Source organism: Nocardia brasiliensis IFM 10847 (assembly GCF_000710915.1).
In the GTDB taxonomy this organism is placed as follows: domain Bacteria; phylum Actinomycetota; class Actinomycetes; order Mycobacteriales; family Mycobacteriaceae; genus Nocardia; species Nocardia brasiliensis_A.
Genome location: NZ_BAUA01000062.1, coordinates 77,414 through 95,583 on the forward strand (window position 1 = coordinate 77,414; position 18,170 = coordinate 95,583).

Below are 18,170 nucleotides of genomic sequence, written 5' to 3' on the forward strand. Positions count from 1 at the left end.
GGGCAGGAGAACTCACGCGGATTTCGGACGGCGCGATCGCCCTGCGGCGCTAGGCGATCCGCGCGTTGCTGCTGAGGTCTCCTTCGAGCAGCGCGACGCCCAGGGTGGTGATCTCGTGGCGCATGGCATTGCGGTGCCGCCAGCTCTCGACCAGACCGGCCTCGCGCAGAATCGACGCGTGTTCGCTCGCCGTGGCGGGCGAAACCCCAAGGCGGCGAGCGAGTTCGGTGGTACTACAGCCTTCGGCGATCACCTGCAGGGCGGCCGCCCTGGTCCGGCCCAGCAACGCGGTGAGTGCTTCGTTGGTGCCGCGCGGCCCCCAGGCGGCGGCGAAGTCACCGATATCCCGCAGCACCGGAACGATCAGCATCATCGGCGCCGTCTCGTCCACGGTCGAGTGCAGGGTTATCGGTTCGGGCCAGGCGAACAAGGACGGAATGATCAGCAGGCCGCGGCCGGCGAGATGCTCGTCGTGGCACGGCTTCGCGCGCAGCACCTCGAGCACCGGCGCCCGCCAGCGGGCGTGCGGCATGAGCCCCGACAGCAACCGTTCCACACCTTCGGCCGCCATGGTGCGGGCCATCCGCTCGGCGGCGACCTCCAGATAAGTCTGGATATGCGCCCACCGGCCCGCGAACGCCACCGAGTGGAACGCTTCGACGGCGCTCGCGACGCTCTGCCTGGCGCTGCTGTCCCGTTCGAAGAGTTCGGCGGTCCAGGAGGGCAGCGGGGTTTCGCCGATCTCCGCCCGCCGGCGCACGACGGTCTCCACCTCGTTGCGCAGCTCCAGCCGCGAGGCCAGATGCAGCGCTTCGACGCCGCCGGACATCGTCCGCGCGCCCCGGGTCGGCGTGATCAGGTCGAGAAAATTCTCCTCGGCGGGGAAGATCTCGGCGATCCGGCCGAAGTCGGCCGGGATCGCGGCGCCGACCTGCTGCCGCCAGCCGGTGTAGACGGCGACATTCGAGCGTTGCACGGCCCGGGTGGCCAGCATGGTTTCGCCCAGCGCGCCCAGTGGCGACCCGACCCGGATCCGGATGAGATCCTCCGGTGTGAAGATGATCCGCTTCATGCGCGGCTCACCGCAGGCCTTGCCACCGCACCGCCATGAGCGGATCGATACTCGTCAGCAGTTCGTCGGTATTGCCGGGCTGCGGCGCTGCCCGCAGCACCGGTTCGCCCCTGCGGGACCATATGCGCTGCCACCGCCGCCTGCCTCGCTTCCACTCCGTCGCCATCCCGTCGGCGCACCGCGCCACCACCAGCGCGACCTCGCCTCCGGCGGGCGCCGCTACATCCTTCATCATCGTCGCACTCCTCATAGTCACTGCTCAGCAGCCTATGAAGGAGAGTGGGCGGGACGCACCATGTTTCGGTCCAGGCCGAAACACCCCGAGAATTCGGGGCGCGACGATCCGCTCAGCGCTTGTGCGCGATGTCGTACCACTGGTGCGGCACGGACCAATCCCACGCGTCCGCACCGGGCACGACGGGCGATTGAGCGCGGGCCGCTTCGATCCGCTCGGCCTCGATGAAGCAGCGCACCGACCCGCCCACGCAGGCCCCGTACAAGAGCAACCCCCGGACGATATGACGCCGGAACACCTGCCACGAGATGCGCCTCTGCATCGGTACCTCCTCGCCGAAGGTGCTTGCGGTACTACGGATTCCGAGCCTGAACCACCGCGCTGAGCAGGCCGGATCCAGTCACGATACCGCCGGGGTTCGCATTTCGGACCGAAATCGGAACCGAATTCGACCGGGTGGGAACGGGCGTGCGGCCCGCTCGGACCTACCCGGGAAAACGGCGACGGCCCGGCGGTGCGCTACCGCCGGGCCGTCGTTCGCGATCAGGAGTGCGTGCGCACCGGTTCGCCGCGATACCGCGACTCTTTGCCGTCGATCCGCAGCGCCCGCCAGGCCAGCTTGGCCGCCGGGTTCATCAGGCCGATCTCGGCGGCCAGCATCCTGGCCTCGCCGAAGAAGTCGCGGCGCCGCGCCCTGGCCTCGGCGCTGCGCCAGAACAGTTCGCGCCGAATGCCCTTCGGGATGTCGAACTCGCGGAACAGCGACCGCGGCGGCTTCACGATCAGATCGCAGGCGATGAACATGATGATCGGATAGGCCAGCGACAGCGTCGCGCGCTGCACCGGATGCTGCTTCGGGACCCGGTGCCGCAGGTATTCGTGTGCGAAGGCGATATGCCGGGCCTCCTCGGCGATGTGAATCCGCATCACGTCGCGCATGATCGGGTGCACGTCCTCACCCGCACGCAGCACCTGCTTCTGCACATGGTCGATCGGCTCCTCGCCGGCGAGCACCGCGACGAAGAAGGTGGTCGGGAAGAAGCGACCGAGCAGCGGCACCAGCGGGCCGAGCAGCTTCATGATCGAGCCCATGCCCGGGACGTCCGCGCCGATCCGGTTGACCATCTCCTGGAACATCAGGGTGTGGTTGACCTCCTCGGCGACCTCGTGATTGAGGTAGCGGAACTCGGCCGAGCCGTTGGGCACCTTGGCGAACAGATAGTTCATCACGCCGCCGATGAGCAGCTCCTCGAACTGCAGCCCGACCTTCGCGATATTGGCCTGCCGCCACATCCCGATCTCGATCTTGCGGCTTTCCGGCAGCGCGAGGTACCACGGGTGCGCGCCGAGCGGATCGGTGGAGGCCGGGAGAATCCAGCGCGGATCGTTCGGGATCACCGCCCATTCGGCGGATTCCCAGTCGATCTCGGTGTACGGGTCGAAGTGCCGATTGACCGAGCCTTCGGACAGGGTTGTCAGGATCGCCGTGTACTCACCCTTTGCCGCGGTGCGAGACGGCGCCGTTGCCGACTGTGTTGCCATGACGTCTACCTCATATCGGGTCGAGGTTAATGTGACACAGGTTTACGGTAACAGGCTGTCTCAGTCATTTCTAGATCGATCGGGCCCGCTAGGCAGATTGCCGAGCGGCCGGTACCCGGGGAACAGAACCGAATATCGGCGTGTTGGCTGTTCAGGGGGTTGCGATGAGAGTGAGGACGCCCGTGCGGGTCGAGATCTGGACCGACATCAACTGCCCGTTCTGCTACCTGGGCAAGGCGCGGTTCGGGGCGGCACTGGCCGAGTTCGCCCATCGCGCCGACGTCGAGGTGGTGCACCGGTCGTTCGAATTGGACCCGACGCTGCCCGCGGACGAGTCCGGGCCGGTGATCGCGAAGATCGCCCGCAAGTACGGGATCAGCGAGGCACAGGCCGCGGCCAACGAACGCGGCATCGGCGCGCAAGCCGCCGAACTCGGTCTGCCGTATCTGACCGAGGGCCGCGACTACGGCAGTTCGTTCGACATGCACCGCCTGCTGCACTTCGCCCTCGCCCAGGGCAAACAGGAAGAACTGCTCGACGCCCTCTACCGCGCGAACTTCGCCGAGGAGCAGTCGCTGTTCGCCGATCACGACCGGCTGGCACGGCTCGCCGCGGACGCCGGACTCGAGGAATCGGCCGTGCGCACGGTCCTGGCGGATCCCATGGCCTACGCCGACGACGTGCGCGCCGACGAACAGGAAGCGGCCGAGCTGGGCGCGACCGGTGTCCCGTTCTTCGTCTTCGATCGCAAATACGGCGTATCCGGCGCCCAGCCGACGGCGGTGTTCGCCCAGGCGCTCGAGCAAGCCTGGGCGGAGCACCGACCGGTCCTGCAGACGATCGGCGGCGCGGACGTCTGTGGCCCCGACGGCTGCGAATTGCCCGCGCGCGACTGAACCGCGACGCAGTTCGCCCCGCGTGGTCAATTACCACGCGGGGCGATCCGGAACTCTCCGGTTATGCGCAGTTGCTCGGCGCCGGCTTGCCGGCGAAGCGTCCGTCCAGCCAATTCATCATCGACGGCAGCCCGAGTTCGGCGGCTGTCAGATGATCGGGTGTGGGGTACAGCTCCGCCTGCACCTTGACCCCCGCGCGGCAGTACCGGTGCACCGTATTGGTGATCGCGTCCAGCGGGATCAGCCCGTCCTGCGGCGAATGCCATTCGAAGACCGGCGCGCGCGGGACACCGTCGTAGAGTTCGACGCTGTTCTCGTCGGCCACCGCCCACGCCTTCGGATCATGGGCCAGCACAATATCTTTCGCGTAGTCGTCGAAGCTGTGCCCGACGCCGCGCGCGATCAGGTCGTTGGTGCAGCTGTTCGCCATACCCCTGGCCGCGGCGAGCCCGCGCTCGTTCAGCGCGCTGGTGATCGGCAGGCGGTCCGGGTACTCCCGCTCCAGGCCCAGCACGGCGGCGAAGCCGAGCCCGAACGCTGGATGCTGGTTGTGCCCGATCGCCCAGCCCATGGTGGTCAGATTCATCGGCACCCCGCCTTCGGCGGCGCCGACGAGGTTCAGCTCCGGCGCGTACGTCGGCGCCAGCGCGGCGGCCCAGGCGGTCGCCATGCCGCCGCCGGAGTAACCGGCCACCGCGGCCGGGCTCTGCCCGAGGCCAAGCTGTGGCAGCCGCTGCGCGGCCCGGATCCCGTCGAGAGTGATCCGGCCGCCCAATTTCGCTGCGCCGTAAGCACTGTTCGGACCCAGGTGGTCCGGCAGCGCGACGCTCCAGCCGCGCGCCAGCGCGACGTTCAGCACCGGCGCGAACGGCACGATGAAGTTGGTGTCGTTGGCGTAGAGCCCGTGCGAGATCGCGCACTGGGTGCCGAGCCCGTTGATGATGTGCTGGAACGAGAGCAGCGGCGCGTCGGCGCGGTGACCGAGCGGCGTGAGCACCGTCGTGGTCGCCGCGATCGGCTCGCCCTGCGAGTTCGTGGACCGGAACTTGATCAGCGTGACCGTGGCGCCGGGGAAGAAGAACAGCGGCGGCATCGGCCGGCTGTCCAGCACGTCGCCAGGGGCCTTGCTCGCGATGTCGGCGGGCGCGGCATAGAACGGGTCAGGGTCCGGGAGGGGCCAGATCGGCTGGGCGCTCGCGGTGACCGTCCCGGTCGCGGCCATGGCCACGCCGATCGTCAGCGCGCCGAGGATCGCGCGAATCGGTCTGGATTTCCGGCCACCGTCCGGCCGGAAGAAACGTCTGCCCACTGCTGCTGTACCTCCACTGCTTCGCAAGAATTGTCGGGTGATCTGCATTCAGCTGCCTCTACCGTAATATTTCAGCTGCGCTTCACTCTTTTAAGTACCGGCTTGCAAATAGGGCGCACGCCGGTCGCGACGTCCCGATAATACGATTAAAAACGAATATCCGCCGCGCTTACATCATCACCTCAATCGACCGTCCGGGGTCGGCCCGGGCAAGCATCATCATTCGTACTGAACTTCGAATGATGCTGTACCACAACAACTTCCAAGGAATCCGACGCGCCCGCAAGCCGCTATCCGATAGTCCGCATCCGCCGGCGCCGATGTCCGATCATTATCCGAGGCTGCCACACTCCCGAGTTCTGTCATTCCGCGCCGTCGTCCGATCAGCGTAATAGCGGCAACCCTACCGGTCCATCCCGCAGTCCGGCGTCGCGAAGAATTCACACCTTTCTAACAAGGTGCACCGGCGGAATTCACCGGGCAGGCGGCGACAGCCACACCGGCCCGTGCCGGGAATAACGGACGGCCACCGCGTGTTCAGACCCGAACATGACCAGCGCTGACTTGTTGACAGACGCCTTCGGCCGAGTTCAGGAGAATGTGCACGGCGCCGTCGCGGACCTGACCGCCGACGAACTGGGCGCGCGCCTGGACCCTGGCGCCAACTCCATCGCCTGGCTGCTCTGGCACCTGACCCGGGTTCAGGACGATCACATCGCGGAGGTCGCGGGACTGGACCAGGTGTGGACAGCCGCGGGCTGGGCGGACCGCTTCGGTCTGCCCTTCGCCGACGACGCGACCGGCTACGGACACACCGCCGCCGATATCGAGCAGCTCGGCCGAGTGCCCGTCGAACTCTTGCTCGGCTACTACGACGCGGTGCACGCGCAGACGATCGACTATGTCTCCGGCCTCACCGACGCCGACCTCCCCCGCATCGTCGACACCCGCTGGGATCCACCCGTCACCCTCGGTGTCCGGCTGGTCAGCGTCGTGGACGACGATATCCAGCACTCGGGTCAAGCGGCATTCATCCGCGGAGTCCTGTTGCGCCGCAGATGATCAGGCACTCGGCCAATTGCGGAGCAGCGCGTCGAGGGCGTCGAGCGAACGGGCCCACGAGTCCTGCACCGCGCGCGGGTGGCTGTCGTAGCGACCCGCCAGTTCGAGCTGCACATAACCGTGAAAAGTGCCGTGCAACAGGCGGATCGCATCGGTTTCGGCCGGCTCGTCGAGGTGATACCCGCGCAGAATGGCGCGGGTCATCTGTGAATGCCTGCGGGCGGCACTGGCTTCGGCCGTAGCCGGGTCCAAATCCAGTTGCATCGCGGCGTACCGGCCGGGGTGCTGCTTCGCATAGTCCCGGTAGGCGTTGGCGAACGCCACCAGCGCATCCTTGCCCGCACGTCCCGCCAACGCGTCGGCGACGTTGTCGGCGAGTTCGGCGAGCGCCATGACCGCGATCTTGACGCGCAGCTCGCGCACACTGGACAACCGCGAGTACAGGCTCGCGTCCTTCACGCCCAACTTGCGCGCGAGCGCCGGGACGGTCACGTTCTCGAAGCCGATCTCGTCGGCGAGTTCCGCCGCCGCCTCGATCAGATTCTCACTCGTGACTCGTGTGCGCGCCATGTCTTCTCCTCGTATGGCTACAGGACTGACCCGGTTGCCTAGTGCCTCTAGGTAGTTTAGCGTATCGACTTGTTAAATAGGCGAGTAGATACAGGAGAAGGGGTGGCGACTATGAGTTCCTCGGTTGCCCGTGGCACTCGACCCACCGAGTTCGGGCGGATCTACCCGCCCGACCCGAGCTGGCTCGCACACCAGACGCGGGAGCAGATCCTCCTACCGGAACTGCCCATCATCGATCCGCATCACCACCTCTGGCAGCACCCCGGATTCCGTTATCTGCTGGACGAATTCGCGGCCGACCTGGGCAGCGGGCACCACGTGGTCGCCACCATCCACGCCGAATGCCTGTCGGCCTATCGCACCGACGGACCGGCCGAGCTGCGGCCGGTCGGCGAGACGGAGTTCGTCGCCGGTCTGGCCGCGGCGAGCGACGCCGCGGGCGGCCCGACCAGGGTCGCCGCCGGGATCATCGGCCGGGTGGACTTCGACCTGGAGGCCCGGCTCGTCGATCAAGTCATCGAAGCGCACCTCACCGCGGGCCAGGGCCGTTTTCGCGGCCTGCGCTACGCGGCGAGCTGGGACGCAAGCGACCAGCTCGCGCTCAGTCACCCCGGGGCGCGACCACACATGCTGGCCGAGCCGCGCATCCGCGACAGCGTGCGCGTCGTCGCCGACCGTGATCTCACGCTCGACCTGTGGATCCTGTCGCCGCAACTCGCCGATGCCGCAGCACTGGCCGATGCTGTGCCCCAGTTGCGCCTGGTGCTCGACCACTGCGGCGCTCCACTCGGTTTCGGTCCCTACGCTCGCGACCGAGACGCGCATTTCGCTACCTGGGCTCGCGGCATCCGAGCCTTGGCCGAGCGGCCGAACGTGGTCTGCAAGCTCGGCGGCATCCTCGCCACGGCGGCCGCATTCGACTACTCGACCGCGGCCACGCCGCCGACTTCGGCGGAACTCGCCGAGCACTGGCGGCCGTGGTTCGACACCTGCATCGCGGCGTTCGGCCCGCAGCGCTGCATGTTCGAGAGCAACTTTCCCGTCGAGAAGATGGGCACCGGGTACGCGACGCTGTGGAACACCTTCAAGCGACTCGCTGCCGGAGCCTCGGACACCGAGCTCGCCGCTCTCTTCTCCGAAACCGCGCGTCGCACCTACCGTCTGACGGCCTGACGCGCCCTACCCTGTTGAGGACCAGCAATGACCGCCTGGATCACGACCCCGATCGAACCGCTGTTATGCGGTGTGCTCGACGTCGAGCACACCGCCGACGGTCTGCTCCCGCACCGATTTCCGGCCGCGGCTCGCAAGCAGTTCCCGGACGACTACCTGGCGACGGTCGAGGCCCAGCCCGCCGGTGTCCGCCTGGCGTTCCGGACCGAAGCGACCGGCATCGAGCTGGACGCGTTGCCCACCAGGGCGTTCTACCCTGGCGTACCCGCCCCCGCCGCCGGTGTCTATGAACTGCTCGTCGACGGCCGCCCGGCCGGTAACGCGGCCGTGCCCGGCACCGGCCGGCTCGTCGACATGACCACCCAGGCGGTCGTCGCCGCGGACGCGGCGGCAGGCACTCTCCGGTTCGACCTGCCCGCAGGCGCCAAGGACATCGAGATCTGGTTGCCGCACACCGAAACCGCCGCATTGGTGGCGCTGCGCACCAACGCGCCGGTCCGGCCCGCTGCGGCCGATGGCCGGAAAGTCTGGCTGCACCACGGCAGTTCGATCAGTCACGGCTCGAACGCCGACCGCCCGACCGCGACCTGGCCCGCGCTGGCGGCGGCGCGCGGCGGTGTCTCGTTACGCAACCTGAGCCTGCGCGGCAACTGTCTGCTAGATCCGTTCGTCGCCCGGACGATCCGGGACACGCCCGCGGACCTGATCAGTCTGAAGCTCGGCATCAACCTGGTGAGCAGCGATGTGATGCGCGTGCGCGCCTTCACGCCGACGGTGCACGGGTTCCTGGACACCATCCGCGACGGCCACCCGGACACGCCGCTGCTGGTGGTGTCGCCGCTCCTCTGCCCCATCCATGAGGACACGCCCGGCCCGGGCGCGCTGGACTTCGACGGACAGCGCGTGAGATTCCGCGCGCTCGGCGATCCGGCGGAGCGAGCGAACGGAAAACTGACCCTGAACGTCGTACGCGACGAACTCGTCCGCATCGTCGAACAGCGCGCGGCCGACGACGCGAACCTGCACTATCTGGACGGGCGATTGCTGTACGGCGAGCAGGATTTCGCCGAACTACCGCTGCCGGATCAGCTGCATCCCGACCCCGCGACGCACCGTCGCATCGGCGAGCGCTTCGCCGACCTCGCCTTCGGCGCGTCGGGGCCGCTGGCACCGGCGGGCTGAGCGCGCCGCGCAAACAGCGGATGCCGCCGGACACGTCCTCGGTCCGGCGGCACCCTCGCGTGCTGATCCGAAGCCCCCGCGGGTGCGGCCGGTCCCGCGAAGACCCGGTAAACCACAAAGCGAGTTTGTGGCTTACCTCTCGAGTCAGCGATGACTCGTCCGAGCAGCCAACTGCTCGAAGACATTTCGAATCGGGGCGGTGAAGCCGTTGCTCCACGGATCCCACGACGACTCGGCGGCATCGCCCGAACCCCAAGGGTCCCAAGCGGAATCGCCCCACGGATCCCAGGAGTCGTCCGCGCCGTCGGCACCCTCGCCCCACGGATCCCACGAATCACCGCCACCATCGGAACCGTCCCCCCACGGATCCCACGAATCACCGCCACCGTCGGACCAATCGCCCCACGGATCCCACGGCGAGCCGCCGTCGGACGGGTTTCCACAGTCGCCGTCGGAGGGATCGCCACCGCCGGGCCAACCGGGCTTGTCGGGCTGACCGGGCTTGTCGGGCTGGCCGGGCTTGTCGGGCTGGCCGGGCTTGTCGGGCTGGCCGGGCTTGTCGGGCTGGCCGGGCTTGTCGGGTTTACCCGGCTGACCGTCGGTCGGCTTGCCCGGCTTACCGTCCGTCGGTTTACCGGAGTCGGTTTGGTTCGAGGTGCCGAAGTTCTGGGTCCAGTACGGAGTTCCGTTGCGCGCCTTCGCATATCCGACGCCGATATCGCGCAGACCGCAGTTCAGGATGTTGGCGCGGTGCCCCGGGCTGTTCATCCACCCGTCGACCACGTCGGCGGCGCTCTGGTATCCGGCGGCGATGTTCTCCGCCCAGGTCTGCGGCTTGTACCCCGCCGCGCGGATTCGCGCGCCCGGATCGCCCTTCGACGAGTTGTGATCCATGAAGTTGCCGGCGGCCATATCTTCCGAATGGCCTTGTGCGGCTTGGGTGAGATGACTTTCCGCGCGCAACGCCGGACAGCCGGCCTTGGCACGTTCGTCGTTGGTCAGGCTGATCACCGCATCGGCGGGTGATTCGGCCGAGGGTGCGGCCTGAGCCGCAGGGGCTCCGGCAAGCGCGGCCACGGCGATCGCCGAGGCGCCGACAGCGGTGGACAGAGACAGCATGGTCGCTGGCGAGAAACGCACAATTTCCTTCGTGAAGTTGTCGATTACCTTGCTATTTCGGTTGTCAGCCGACGCTCGGTCCGAGCGCGAGCGGAGCCCACTCGGCGTCGTCGTCGGTCACATAAGCCGAATCGTCAGCGGCATAAGCTGATTCATCGGCTCCGTAGGCCGAGTCGTCGTCGGCATAAGTCGGGTCATCGGCTTCGGCAGCCGCGTCATCGTCGGTATAGGTCGAGTCATCGGTCTCGGCAGCCGGGTCATCGTCGGTATAGGTCGAGTCGTCGACTGGTTCCACTTCGTCCGAACCGACCGCCGCGTGCCGGGGGGCACCGGCAGGCGCGGGTGCAGGCGTCACGCCGGCGAGCAACTGGTTGATCCCCTTGGCCACCTCGGGACCGATCGCGGCGTTGCCGGCGCTCAGCGCCGCCGCGAGCGCCTTGATCACCACGCGCATCGGCTCCTGCAAGGCCGGACCGCCCAGTTCGAGCAATTTCTGCGCGCTCTCGATCAGCGCCGCCGTGTCGCCGGTCCCCGGCTCCGCGCGCCCGGTACGACTCGACTGTTGTGCGGGTGCACCGATTTCCGGCCGCTGTGCCCGCACGTCTCCGGGTGTCCGCGAAACAGGCACGGCCACCGCCGGTTCCGGTGCCGCGATCGCACCGTCGCGGACCGCACCCCCTGCGTGCGGCGCCGGCTCGCCGGCGCCCGCGTTGGCCGAGACCGCCATGCCGATCAGCGTCACCGTGGACAGCATCGCCATCCGGGCGGGGACATAGGTATTTCTCGGCGCGCTGTGCTTACCCAAGATGTCTTCCTTCGAAATGGCCGATCGTCCATCGGATCGACTGAGTCGAATTGATCGCCGATTCCGGCCGGTCGCGACGCTGCGACCGGCCGGACCCGGCTAGCCGCGACTCTGCGGTCTAGTACGCGGTTCCAGCGTGCTGGCTTCCGATTCGAAGCGTACGAGCGCCGCCGACACCCGACAAGGCCGCGAGAACATTCTTACATCGAATCAAGATCCCAATTAACAGACGTTGGATCGGCGATCACGGCCAGATCACGTACGGCGTCGAAACGGACAATTCTCCGATCACGTCGCGATCACGTAAACGGCGCGATTCATAGCCGTTCCGCTATATCGCGGGAGTTGTCGCAATGAACAAGCCGGATTGTCATCCGGTACAAGATGTCTACCGGTTGTTAGCCGCTCTAACATTGCGTTAAGTTTCGATTGAATAAGCACCCCACGGCCCGTACTTCGAGACCGACACGGTTACGATCCAGTATCCGATGAGCACGATGCAGGGGCGCGCTCGGCGGAACCAGAAGGCGGTTCAGCAGCCATCACCCCAGGTAGCGAGAGCAAGCGAGTCAGTGTGCGAAGTGGCAAGGTGATCCAGATAACAGAACGATAAATACTTCCACATTGACGTATCCTGCACCCGCGTAGATACTGACTCCGCGCAAGTCGGCACGATCTCCGAGTTAGTTCTTTCCCGGCCATCGCCGAACCATTCGAGATATGAACGCACGGTAAACGGGAAGAACCGGAAGTCGAAGTCGATCGACGCTGATCGGCAAACTGCCACGACTCGGCGACGGATGCCCACTTAAAATTCAGTGAAGGACCGCAAGTGCGGTAGATGAGCCGAAGGCTCGATATGAAGGTTGCCGATGTCTGATTATCCCTTGCTCACTTCCAACACGATCACGTTGCGGCAGTTCGATTACTTTGTGAACACGGTGCAACTGGGTTCACTGTCCGCGGCGGCGCGCCGATTCGGAATAACGCCGTCCGCGATGTCGCAGCAGATCGACTCGCTGGAGAGCTCGCTCGGCCGGAAACTGTTCGACCCCCGATCCCGAAGATCGAGGCTCACCAAGTTCGGCCGCGAGTTCTTCACCCAGGCCTCCGACGTCGTCGACTCGGTCCGGCAGGCGATGGCCATGGGTCAAACGTTCGGCGACGGCGTCATGACCGTCGGCACGACGCCGACGATCGCGCAGAAACTGTTGCCGCCGCTGATCTATCGGATGCGGCTGGAGCGCAATATCGACAACATCGAGGTCCGATCGTTCACCGATATCCGCGAATTGCACTCCACCCTCGACGAGGGCGCGCTCGATCTCGCCGTGGGCCCGCTGGAGCGGTCCACCGCGAAGGTGTTCCACTGCTTCGGCGAGGAGGAACTCGTCGTCGTGTGCCACCACAGCCACCGCAACAGCTTCGACGGTTCCTGGAAGCAGCTGATCGAGGCGCCGTGGATTCGCTGCGGCGCGAATTCCGATCTCACGGATATCCTTTCCCGCGAGGCGGGCCGGGCCGGCGTGCACATCCGCTTCGCGGTACGCGCGCCCGACGTGTCCACCGCCTTGAGCCTGGTCGAACACGGTGTCGGCGTGGCGCTGGTGCCCCGCATGGCCTTGCACGGGTCCTCGCGCCTGGTGTCCATCGTCCGGTTGCCCCGCCCGATCCGGCGCGAACTGACGGTGCACGCCCGCGACAAATCCCCGTATGTGGAGAAGTTCCTGGACGCGATCACCGACACCGAACTCGTTCGGAAGTTCGGCGCCGCAGGGCTGTTCGACATCCGGCGCCCGAAACTCGAGTCGACGTCCCGGCCGCAGGTGCCCGCCCAGATCGGCGCCCGTGACTCCGCTTATATCCCCGAGGCCAAGGCGCAGTGAGGCGTCACTGCCGGACCATCGAGTTCGCCCAGTCGATGACGGCCGCCTGATAGTCGCGAGTGTTGCGCGCCAAGTTGACCGAGTGCCCGCTACCGGGCAGCACGAAGGCGCGCAACTTCGCGGCCGGGCCGAAGTACTGGGACTCCGACGCCAGCAGGGTGGCCGAGTCCGTGCAGACCGAATAGTCGGCGCCGCAGGACAATCGATCCCGGCTGCCGTTGACGAGCAGCACCGGCGCGGTGATGAGACCGGACATACCGGGCAGGGTGGAGGTCAGGCCGTCGGGATATTCGGTGAGCGAGAAGATTTCCTTGTTCTGTTCGTCGACCGCGAGGACCTGCGGGTCGACATTGTCGGGATCGAAGAAATCGTGCAGGCGGGTGCCCGGCCGGGACACCAGGTAGCCGGAATCGAGCCCGCGCCCGGCGAACTTGGGATCCTGCACCGCCGGATAGTAGGTGGAGATCACGCCGAGAGTCTCGGGAATGCTGAGCGAGTGCGAATATCCGGTGAGCACAACGCCGTCCACATCGTGGTGCCTGGTCGCCTCGATCACCGCGGTGCCCGAGGTCAGCGAATGCCCGACGCTGATCACCTTCGCGAACGGCTCGGCGCCGGCGAGCCCCGCGCGCAGGGCCTGCACGATGTCGTGCAGCGCATCCGCGGTGGCGGTCGCGGTGAGGGTCAGGCTCGGCGGATGCGTGCTGTCGCCGTTGCCGAGCCGATCGACCACGAGGGTGGCCAATCCCGCCGCGTTCATCGCGCGCCGGAAATTATAGGTCTCGGGGGCGTACTGGAAATCCCAATAGGAGCCGTTGTAATTCGAACCGGCCATGAGCACCATGACCGTATCGGCTGTGCCGCCGGCGGGCAGGCACAATGTCGAGGCCAACTGACCCCGGGCTACCTCGAAGGGAAAGGATCGGCAATTGTCCGAGGCCGGTGCGGGATCGGCCTGCGCCACTCCCGCGACCACGCCGAGTAGAGCTGCTGCCGCCAACGCGGCCAATGTTCGAACCGAGATCCGCACGCGACGAGCTCCTCGATAGTGAGAGGCGAAGAACGCCCGTCCGGCGTCCCTTCCAGCAACTAGTCAGGCAGGCTATCGCCGGGGGTGAGCACATCGCAAGGACTACCGCGGATTCGAGCGCCCGCGTCCGCGTCACCGAACTCGTTGCGGGGCAAGCCACTCCACGCGACTCGGGCGCAGAAAAGGGACGAACCGCCCCCTTGTGAGGGGCGGTTCGCGCTGACGACCCGGTCAGGTCTTACTTGGCCGGGTTGAACGGCTGGTTGATCGTGGTGAAGTACTGAATAGCCGCACCGATCGCCACCGGGGCGGTGATGAAGATCTGGCCCGCGACAGTGCCGAGCGCGCCCATGGCGGCCGCGCCACCGAGGCAACCCGCGGCGATGCCGCCCAGGAACGGACCGAACAGGCCGACGATGGTGCCGCCGACCACCGCGCCACCGACGATGCCGCCGAGCACACAGCCGACGGCGGCGCCGCCGAGGCCGCCGACCAGGGTGGCGATGCTCGCGCCGAGGCTGATCGTGCCGGTCATGCGGGACCAGGCGGCCTGCTCACGGTCGTACTCGCTCTTCCACGGCGCCTTGTCCTCGAACGGCAGCGCGACCGGCTTGTAGACGGCCTTGCTCATGTCCAGCTGCGGGGTCAGGGTCGCCGTGCGGCCGGCGATATCGGCCGCGATCGGGAACTCGAACTCGTCGAGCCGGAACTTCAGCGGGGTGCCCGCGACGACGTTTCCGTTGGCGGCCTTGATCTTCAGCGCGCCGTCCTCGACGACGATCGAGCCGGCGTCCAGGGAGACGATGGCCTGCGTGTCGGTGGTCTCGGCGGTGAAATTGATCGGCGCATCGGCAGCGGCCGGGTCTGCGGCCGCGGTGCCCGCGGCGACACCGAGTGCGGCGATCAGCATGGTGGCTGTCGCGGCGAGGTTCCTCATCAGCATTCTTCGAAGTCCTTCGTAGGTGTGGTCGGGATGCCGGAAGCTTAGGATAGCCACACCTTATTTTGTCAACATGTTCGTTGTCACTGTTCAGATTTGCTCAAGTGCGCACCAACGACCCGGATGCCAAGTCCGACACCGAGTTTCGCACATACCGCCAACCGCCGGGGCCTGGAGATCGCGTAGCTACCTCCCCGCCCGGTCCGCCGCACGATCGGCCCGCGCACCCGTCGCCGCCCGCGCGACCGAGCGCACGATCTCGCCGGTGCGCACCGCGATGTTCGACAGCAGGGACGAGGAGAGCCCGTGCGTGTGCTCGGTACCGCCCTGCAGGTAGATATCGCCGGGCAACGGCGCGGTCGGCACCAGCCGGTAGTCGCGGGTCACCTGGACCTGCCCGCTGTCGAACGCGACGGATTCGGCCAGCTCCCCGAGTACGGTCCGGACGTCACCAGGCCGGAAACCGGTGGCGCACACCACCGCATCGCAGACCAGTGTCTCGGTGAGGCCGGTCGGCCCGTGCGTCACGTCGACCCGGACCCCGCTGCCGGAATCCTCGATGCTCGCGACCGTCGAGGCCCCGTGCATGAACAACCGCCGATCACCGGCGACCCGCTCGGCGTACTCCTGCGCGTACAACCGCTCGATGAGCGAGGGCTCCACCGCGGAATAGTTGGTGCCGCGGTGATAGGCCATCAACTGCCGCCGCAACTCCGGCGAGGACGCGTAGAAGTCGTCCACGGCGGCCGGGTCGAAGATCCGGTTCGCGTACGGGCTGTCGTCGGCCGGGCTGAGCCCGTACTTGCCGAATACCGCGTGCACTCGCGCGTCCTCGTAGCGCTGATGCAGATGCCCGACCACCTCGGCCGCGCTCTGCCCCGCACCCAGCACCACGAACCTGTTGTGCCGCAACGTCGGCAGCGTCTCCAGGTTGGGCAGCAGGCGATGGCTGTGGAACACCCGCGCGCTCGCCGCCACGCCTTCGGGCAGACGCGCCGAAAGGCCCACGGCCACCACGATGTTACGCGCTCGCAGCACGCCGGGCGCGGCGCCGTCCAGCTGAATCTCGAAGTAGTCACCCGTCGCGGCCACCGACACCGCGGTGGTACCGAAGGACACCTCGGCGTCCACCGTGCGCGCCGCCCACCGCAGGTAGTCCTGGAACTCCAGCCGGGTGGGCCGGAAGGTCGACAGGTTGATGAAATCGGTGAGCCGGTCGTGCTCTTTCAGATAGTTCAGGAAACTGTACCTGCTGCGCACATTGCGCTGCGTGACAAGGTCTTTCAGGAACGAGATCTGCATCGTCGCGCCGGGCAGCAGCATACCGGGATGCCACTCGAAGCGCTCTTTGGTCTCGACGAACCGGGCGCTCAGCCGCTCGTGCGCGCGGTCTTGGTTGTGCTCCTCGAGCGCGATCGCCAGCGCGAGATTCGAAGGCCCGAAACCGATCCCGGCGATATCGACGATCTCGTCACCGGTGCTGCCCGTCATGTCCGATCCGCGTGACCGGGTACCAGGACGTCGAGCCAGACACCGAGCACCGGCTCGGCGGCCAGGGTGGCGAAATCCGCCTCCGTCGCGCCGGCCGCCCGCCACTTCTCCACCAGCGACATCAACCGCACCGAATCCAGGCCGGCGTCGGTGAGATCCCCGTCTTCGGGCACCTCGTGCGGTGCGACGCCCAGTGCCGCCGCGATATCGGCGATCACGTCCTCGCGGCCGATGGTAACCGGCTCGGTCATAACACTCCTCCAACTAGTCGAAAGCCCGGGTCAGGCCGCATTCGATTGCCGCAGCGCGTAATCCAGCGCGTCGGTGGTGGTCACCGCGCCACAGCGGCGCGCGACGTAATCCATGGCCATGAGGTGCTCGTCCCGGCCGAAGTCGGCGGTGGCGTCCAGCACCAGGAACGGCTGGATGTCGTTCATGAACGCCTCCGCCGCGCTGAGCATGCAACCCATGTGCGCGTAGACGCCGGTGATGATCAACTGGTCGCGGTTGTAGTGATTCAGCAACTCGCGCAGGTCGGTGCGCTGGAACGCGGAGTAGCGCCACTTGGTGACCTGGATATCGGCGGGGCCGGGCGCCAGTTCGGCGACGACCTCGGCTTCGGGGCCGTTGCTCAGTCCGCTGCCCCAGAAGTCGGCGAGAATGCCACGCCGCGAGGGGTGCTGGTCACCGGGCTGCATGGTGAAGACCACCGGGACCCCGGCCTCGTTGCACTGCTTGCGCAGGCGCCGGATGTTCGCGACGGCGGTCGAGATCGGTTCCTGATCGAGCTGGTACGCGTCGATGAAGTACCGCTGCATGTCGTGGATCAGCAGCGCGGCGCGCGACGAATCCAGCGTCCATGGAACCCGATTGACGGCGACATCGTCGCGCGCCGGTATCGAATACGGTGCGATCGGCGGGATGGCCAACAGTTATCTCCTTGTGGGTCGGAACAGAGCCGTCATGCGTCGAACGTCGCGCCGCCGTCCACCCGCAGGTCGTGCATGGTGATATGGCGGGCTCGCGGAGTTGTCAGGAAGTAGATGCCTTCGGCGACGTCCTCGGGCTGGGCCACCCGGCGCAGCGGGATGCCGAGCCGGAAGCGCTCCGGGTCGCCCGCGAGCACCTGATCGCGGGCCGCGGCGGGCAATTCGGTCGCGGCGTGGTCCCACATGCCGCGCAGCATGGCGGTGTCGGTGGAGCCGGGCGAGACCATGTTCACCCGCACGCCCGCCGCGGCCACCTCGAGCCCGAGCGCCATGGCGAACGCGGCGGCCGCGGCCTTGGACGCGCTGTAGGCGGCCATGCCGACCCGAGGGGTGTTGGCGGCGTTCGAGGTGACGACCACGATCGAGCCGCCACCGCGCGCGGCGAGCAGCGCGGCGGCCCGGCGGGTCACGTTCATCGTGCCGGTCGCGTTCACCGCCAGACACCGATCCCATTGGTCGCCGGTCAGTTCCGCGACCCTGCCGGTTTCCAGCACACCCGCGGCGTGCACCACCGACTCGAGCGGACCGATCCGCTCGACGGCGGCCGCGAAGGCCCGGTCGACGGACGCGGCGTCGGTCACGTCGACCTGTTCGGCATGGGCATCGACACCGGTGCGGCTCGACCGGATCTCTTCCGCTGTGCGGTGCACTGCGGGATCGTGGTCCCAGAGCACCACGGGCGCTGCGGACCGGTCCGCGAAAATCTGTGCCGCAGCCCGTCCGATGCCACCAGCAGCACCGGTGATGATCACACCGCCACCACTTTTACCATCTCGAGACATATGCTTAGCCTAACCTTAATTCTTGATGAAAGTAAAACAAGTGTGATCAGCACGTGAGGAGCTCGTCTTGTCCACGCAATCCGACCT

The 18,170-nt window shown here is 67.1% G+C and carries 19 protein-coding genes; 5 read left to right on the forward strand and 14 right to left on the reverse strand.

Features of this window, described 5'->3' with window-relative positions:
- Nucleotides 1–49 precede the first annotated feature (49 nt).
- From NBRGI_RS13240 to NBRGI_RS13255, 4 genes are all read right to left on the reverse strand, one after another.
- Complete coding sequence (locus tag NBRGI_RS13240) at nt 50–1,072, reverse strand: ArsR/SmtB family transcription factor (protein ID WP_029896000.1); 1,023 nt, start codon at nt 1,070–1,072, stop codon at nt 50–52.
- A 7-nt stretch (nt 1,073–1,079) separates the two neighbouring features.
- Entirely contained in the window at nt 1,080–1,307 is a 228-nt protein-coding gene (locus NBRGI_RS13245) for a hypothetical protein (protein WP_029896002.1), read from the reverse strand.
- 112 nt (nt 1,308–1,419) lie between these two features.
- The gene (locus tag NBRGI_RS13250; protein WP_029896004.1) at nt 1,420–1,629 is read right to left on the reverse strand and encodes a hypothetical protein; all 210 of its coding nucleotides are present in this window, start codon (nt 1,627–1,629) and stop codon (nt 1,420–1,422) included.
- 221 nt (nt 1,630–1,850) lie between these two features.
- Entirely contained in the window at nt 1,851–2,849 is a 999-nt protein-coding gene (locus NBRGI_RS13255; protein WP_051727711.1) for an AurF N-oxygenase family protein, read from the reverse strand.
- Nucleotides 2,850–3,013: 164 nt separating this feature from the next.
- On the opposite strand from NBRGI_RS13255, the gene NBRGI_RS13260 reads away from it, so the two are divergent.
- Complete coding sequence (locus NBRGI_RS13260) at nt 3,014–3,745, forward strand: DsbA family oxidoreductase (protein WP_235210938.1); 732 nt, start codon at nt 3,014–3,016, stop codon at nt 3,743–3,745.
- 61 nt (nt 3,746–3,806) lie between these two features.
- Here the strand turns inward: NBRGI_RS13260 and NBRGI_RS13265 are convergent, their stop codons facing one another.
- The gene (locus NBRGI_RS13265; protein ID WP_029896011.1) at nt 3,807–5,054 is read right to left on the reverse strand and encodes a lipase family protein; all 1,248 of its coding nucleotides are present in this window, start codon (nt 5,052–5,054) and stop codon (nt 3,807–3,809) included.
- Nucleotides 5,055–5,603: 549 nt separating this feature from the next.
- Here NBRGI_RS13265 and NBRGI_RS13270 point away from each other — a divergent pair.
- Nucleotides 5,604–6,116, forward strand: coding sequence for a mycothiol transferase (locus NBRGI_RS13270; protein ID WP_029896017.1), 513 nt, complete (start codon nt 5,604–5,606; stop codon nt 6,114–6,116).
- On the opposite strand, the gene NBRGI_RS13275 is transcribed toward NBRGI_RS13270, so the two are convergent.
- Nucleotides 6,117–6,686, reverse strand: a complete 570-nt coding sequence (locus NBRGI_RS13275; RefSeq protein WP_029896018.1) for a TetR/AcrR family transcriptional regulator — start codon at nt 6,684–6,686, stop codon at nt 6,117–6,119.
- Between the two features lie 111 nt (nt 6,687–6,797).
- Here NBRGI_RS13275 and NBRGI_RS13280 point away from each other — a divergent pair, with 111 nt between their 5' ends.
- On the forward strand, nt 6,798–7,859 hold the full coding sequence (locus NBRGI_RS13280; RefSeq protein WP_029896019.1) for an amidohydrolase family protein: 1,062 nt from the start codon (nt 6,798–6,800) through the stop codon (nt 7,857–7,859).
- A gap of 27 nt (nt 7,860–7,886) precedes the next feature.
- A complete protein-coding gene (locus tag NBRGI_RS13285) occupies nt 7,887–9,041 on the forward strand; it encodes a GDSL-type esterase/lipase family protein (protein ID WP_029896020.1) in 1,155 nt (384 codons plus the stop codon).
- Between the two features lie 144 nt (nt 9,042–9,185).
- Here NBRGI_RS13285 and NBRGI_RS49615 read toward each other — a convergent pair whose 3' ends face one another.
- The gene (locus NBRGI_RS49615; RefSeq protein WP_063726259.1) at nt 9,186–10,181 is read right to left on the reverse strand and encodes a CAP domain-containing protein; all 996 of its coding nucleotides are present in this window, start codon (nt 10,179–10,181) and stop codon (nt 9,186–9,188) included.
- Between the two features lie 43 nt (nt 10,182–10,224).
- Nucleotides 10,225–10,965 carry a hypothetical protein gene (locus NBRGI_RS13295; protein ID WP_148310799.1) on the reverse strand — a complete coding sequence of 247 codons (741 nt, stop codon included), beginning with the start codon at nt 10,963–10,965 and terminating at the stop codon, nt 10,225–10,227.
- Nucleotides 10,966–11,837: 872 nt separating this feature from the next.
- Between NBRGI_RS13295 and NBRGI_RS13300 the strand changes: the two genes are divergently transcribed.
- Nucleotides 11,838–12,851, forward strand: a complete 1,014-nt coding sequence (locus tag NBRGI_RS13300; protein ID WP_029896024.1) for a LysR family transcriptional regulator — start codon at nt 11,838–11,840, stop codon at nt 12,849–12,851.
- Between the two features lie 4 nt (nt 12,852–12,855).
- Here NBRGI_RS13300 and NBRGI_RS13305 read toward each other — a convergent pair whose 3' ends face one another.
- The 6 genes from NBRGI_RS13305 to NBRGI_RS13330 all read right to left on the reverse strand — a co-directional run bounded on the left by NBRGI_RS13305 (nt 12,856) and on the right by NBRGI_RS13330 (nt 18,053).
- A complete protein-coding gene (locus NBRGI_RS13305) occupies nt 12,856–13,881 on the reverse strand; it encodes an alpha/beta hydrolase (protein ID WP_235210939.1) in 1,026 nt (341 codons plus the stop codon).
- A 238-nt stretch (nt 13,882–14,119) separates the two neighbouring features.
- Nucleotides 14,120–14,824 carry a hypothetical protein gene (locus NBRGI_RS13310; RefSeq protein WP_029896026.1) on the reverse strand — a complete coding sequence of 235 codons (705 nt, stop codon included), beginning with the start codon at nt 14,822–14,824 and terminating at the stop codon, nt 14,120–14,122.
- A gap of 183 nt (nt 14,825–15,007) precedes the next feature.
- Nucleotides 15,008–16,312, reverse strand: a complete 1,305-nt coding sequence (locus NBRGI_RS13315) for a lysine N(6)-hydroxylase/L-ornithine N(5)-oxygenase family protein (RefSeq protein ID WP_029896027.1) — start codon at nt 16,310–16,312, stop codon at nt 15,008–15,010.
- Entirely contained in the window at nt 16,309–16,563 is a 255-nt protein-coding gene (locus NBRGI_RS13320) for a phosphopantetheine-binding protein (protein WP_029896029.1), read from the reverse strand. The genes NBRGI_RS13315 and NBRGI_RS13320 overlap by 4 nt, the downstream gene beginning before the upstream one ends.
- 30 nt (nt 16,564–16,593) lie before the next feature.
- On the reverse strand, nt 16,594–17,241 hold the full coding sequence (locus NBRGI_RS13325; RefSeq protein WP_029896032.1) for an isochorismatase family protein: 648 nt from the start codon (nt 17,239–17,241) through the stop codon (nt 16,594–16,596).
- Nucleotides 17,242–17,273: 32 nt separating this feature from the next.
- The gene (locus tag NBRGI_RS13330; protein ID WP_081878028.1) at nt 17,274–18,053 is read right to left on the reverse strand and encodes an SDR family NAD(P)-dependent oxidoreductase; all 780 of its coding nucleotides are present in this window, start codon (nt 18,051–18,053) and stop codon (nt 17,274–17,276) included.
- Nucleotides 18,054–18,170: the final 117 nt, after the last annotated feature.

What these genes read in the sequence shown, in the direction of transcription:
- NBRGI_RS13240 (WP_029896000.1), bottom strand. Translation starts at nt 1,072, where the DNA reads ATGAAGCGGATCATCTTCACACCGGAGGATCTCATCCGGATCCGGGTC.
- NBRGI_RS13245 (WP_029896002.1), bottom strand. Translation starts at nt 1,307, where the DNA reads ATGATGAAGGATGTAGCGGCGCCCGCCGGAGGCGAGGTCGCGCTGGTG.
- NBRGI_RS13250 (WP_029896004.1), bottom strand. Translation starts at nt 1,629, where the DNA reads ATGCAGAGGCGCATCTCGTGGCAGGTGTTCCGGCGTCATATCGTCCGG.
- NBRGI_RS13255 (WP_051727711.1), bottom strand. Translation starts at nt 2,849, where the DNA reads ATGGCAACACAGTCGGCAACGGCGCCGTCTCGCACCGCGGCAAAGGGT.
- NBRGI_RS13260 (WP_235210938.1), top strand. Translation starts at nt 3,014, where the DNA reads ATGAGAGTGAGGACGCCCGTGCGGGTCGAGATCTGGACCGACATCAAC.
- NBRGI_RS13270 (WP_029896017.1), top strand. Translation starts at nt 5,604, where the DNA reads ATGACCAGCGCTGACTTGTTGACAGACGCCTTCGGCCGAGTTCAGGAG.
- NBRGI_RS13275 (WP_029896018.1), bottom strand. Translation starts at nt 6,686, where the DNA reads ATGGCGCGCACACGAGTCACGAGTGAGAATCTGATCGAGGCGGCGGCG.
- NBRGI_RS13280 (WP_029896019.1), top strand. Translation starts at nt 6,798, where the DNA reads ATGAGTTCCTCGGTTGCCCGTGGCACTCGACCCACCGAGTTCGGGCGG.
- NBRGI_RS13285 (WP_029896020.1), top strand. Translation starts at nt 7,887, where the DNA reads ATGACCGCCTGGATCACGACCCCGATCGAACCGCTGTTATGCGGTGTG.
- NBRGI_RS13300 (WP_029896024.1), top strand. Translation starts at nt 11,838, where the DNA reads ATGTCTGATTATCCCTTGCTCACTTCCAACACGATCACGTTGCGGCAG.
- NBRGI_RS13310 (WP_029896026.1), bottom strand. Translation starts at nt 14,824, where the DNA reads ATGCTGATGAGGAACCTCGCCGCGACAGCCACCATGCTGATCGCCGCA.
- NBRGI_RS13315 (WP_029896027.1), bottom strand. Translation starts at nt 16,312, where the DNA reads ATGACGGGCAGCACCGGTGACGAGATCGTCGATATCGCCGGGATCGGT.
- NBRGI_RS13320 (WP_029896029.1), bottom strand. Translation starts at nt 16,563, where the DNA reads ATGACCGAGCCGGTTACCATCGGCCGCGAGGACGTGATCGCCGATATC.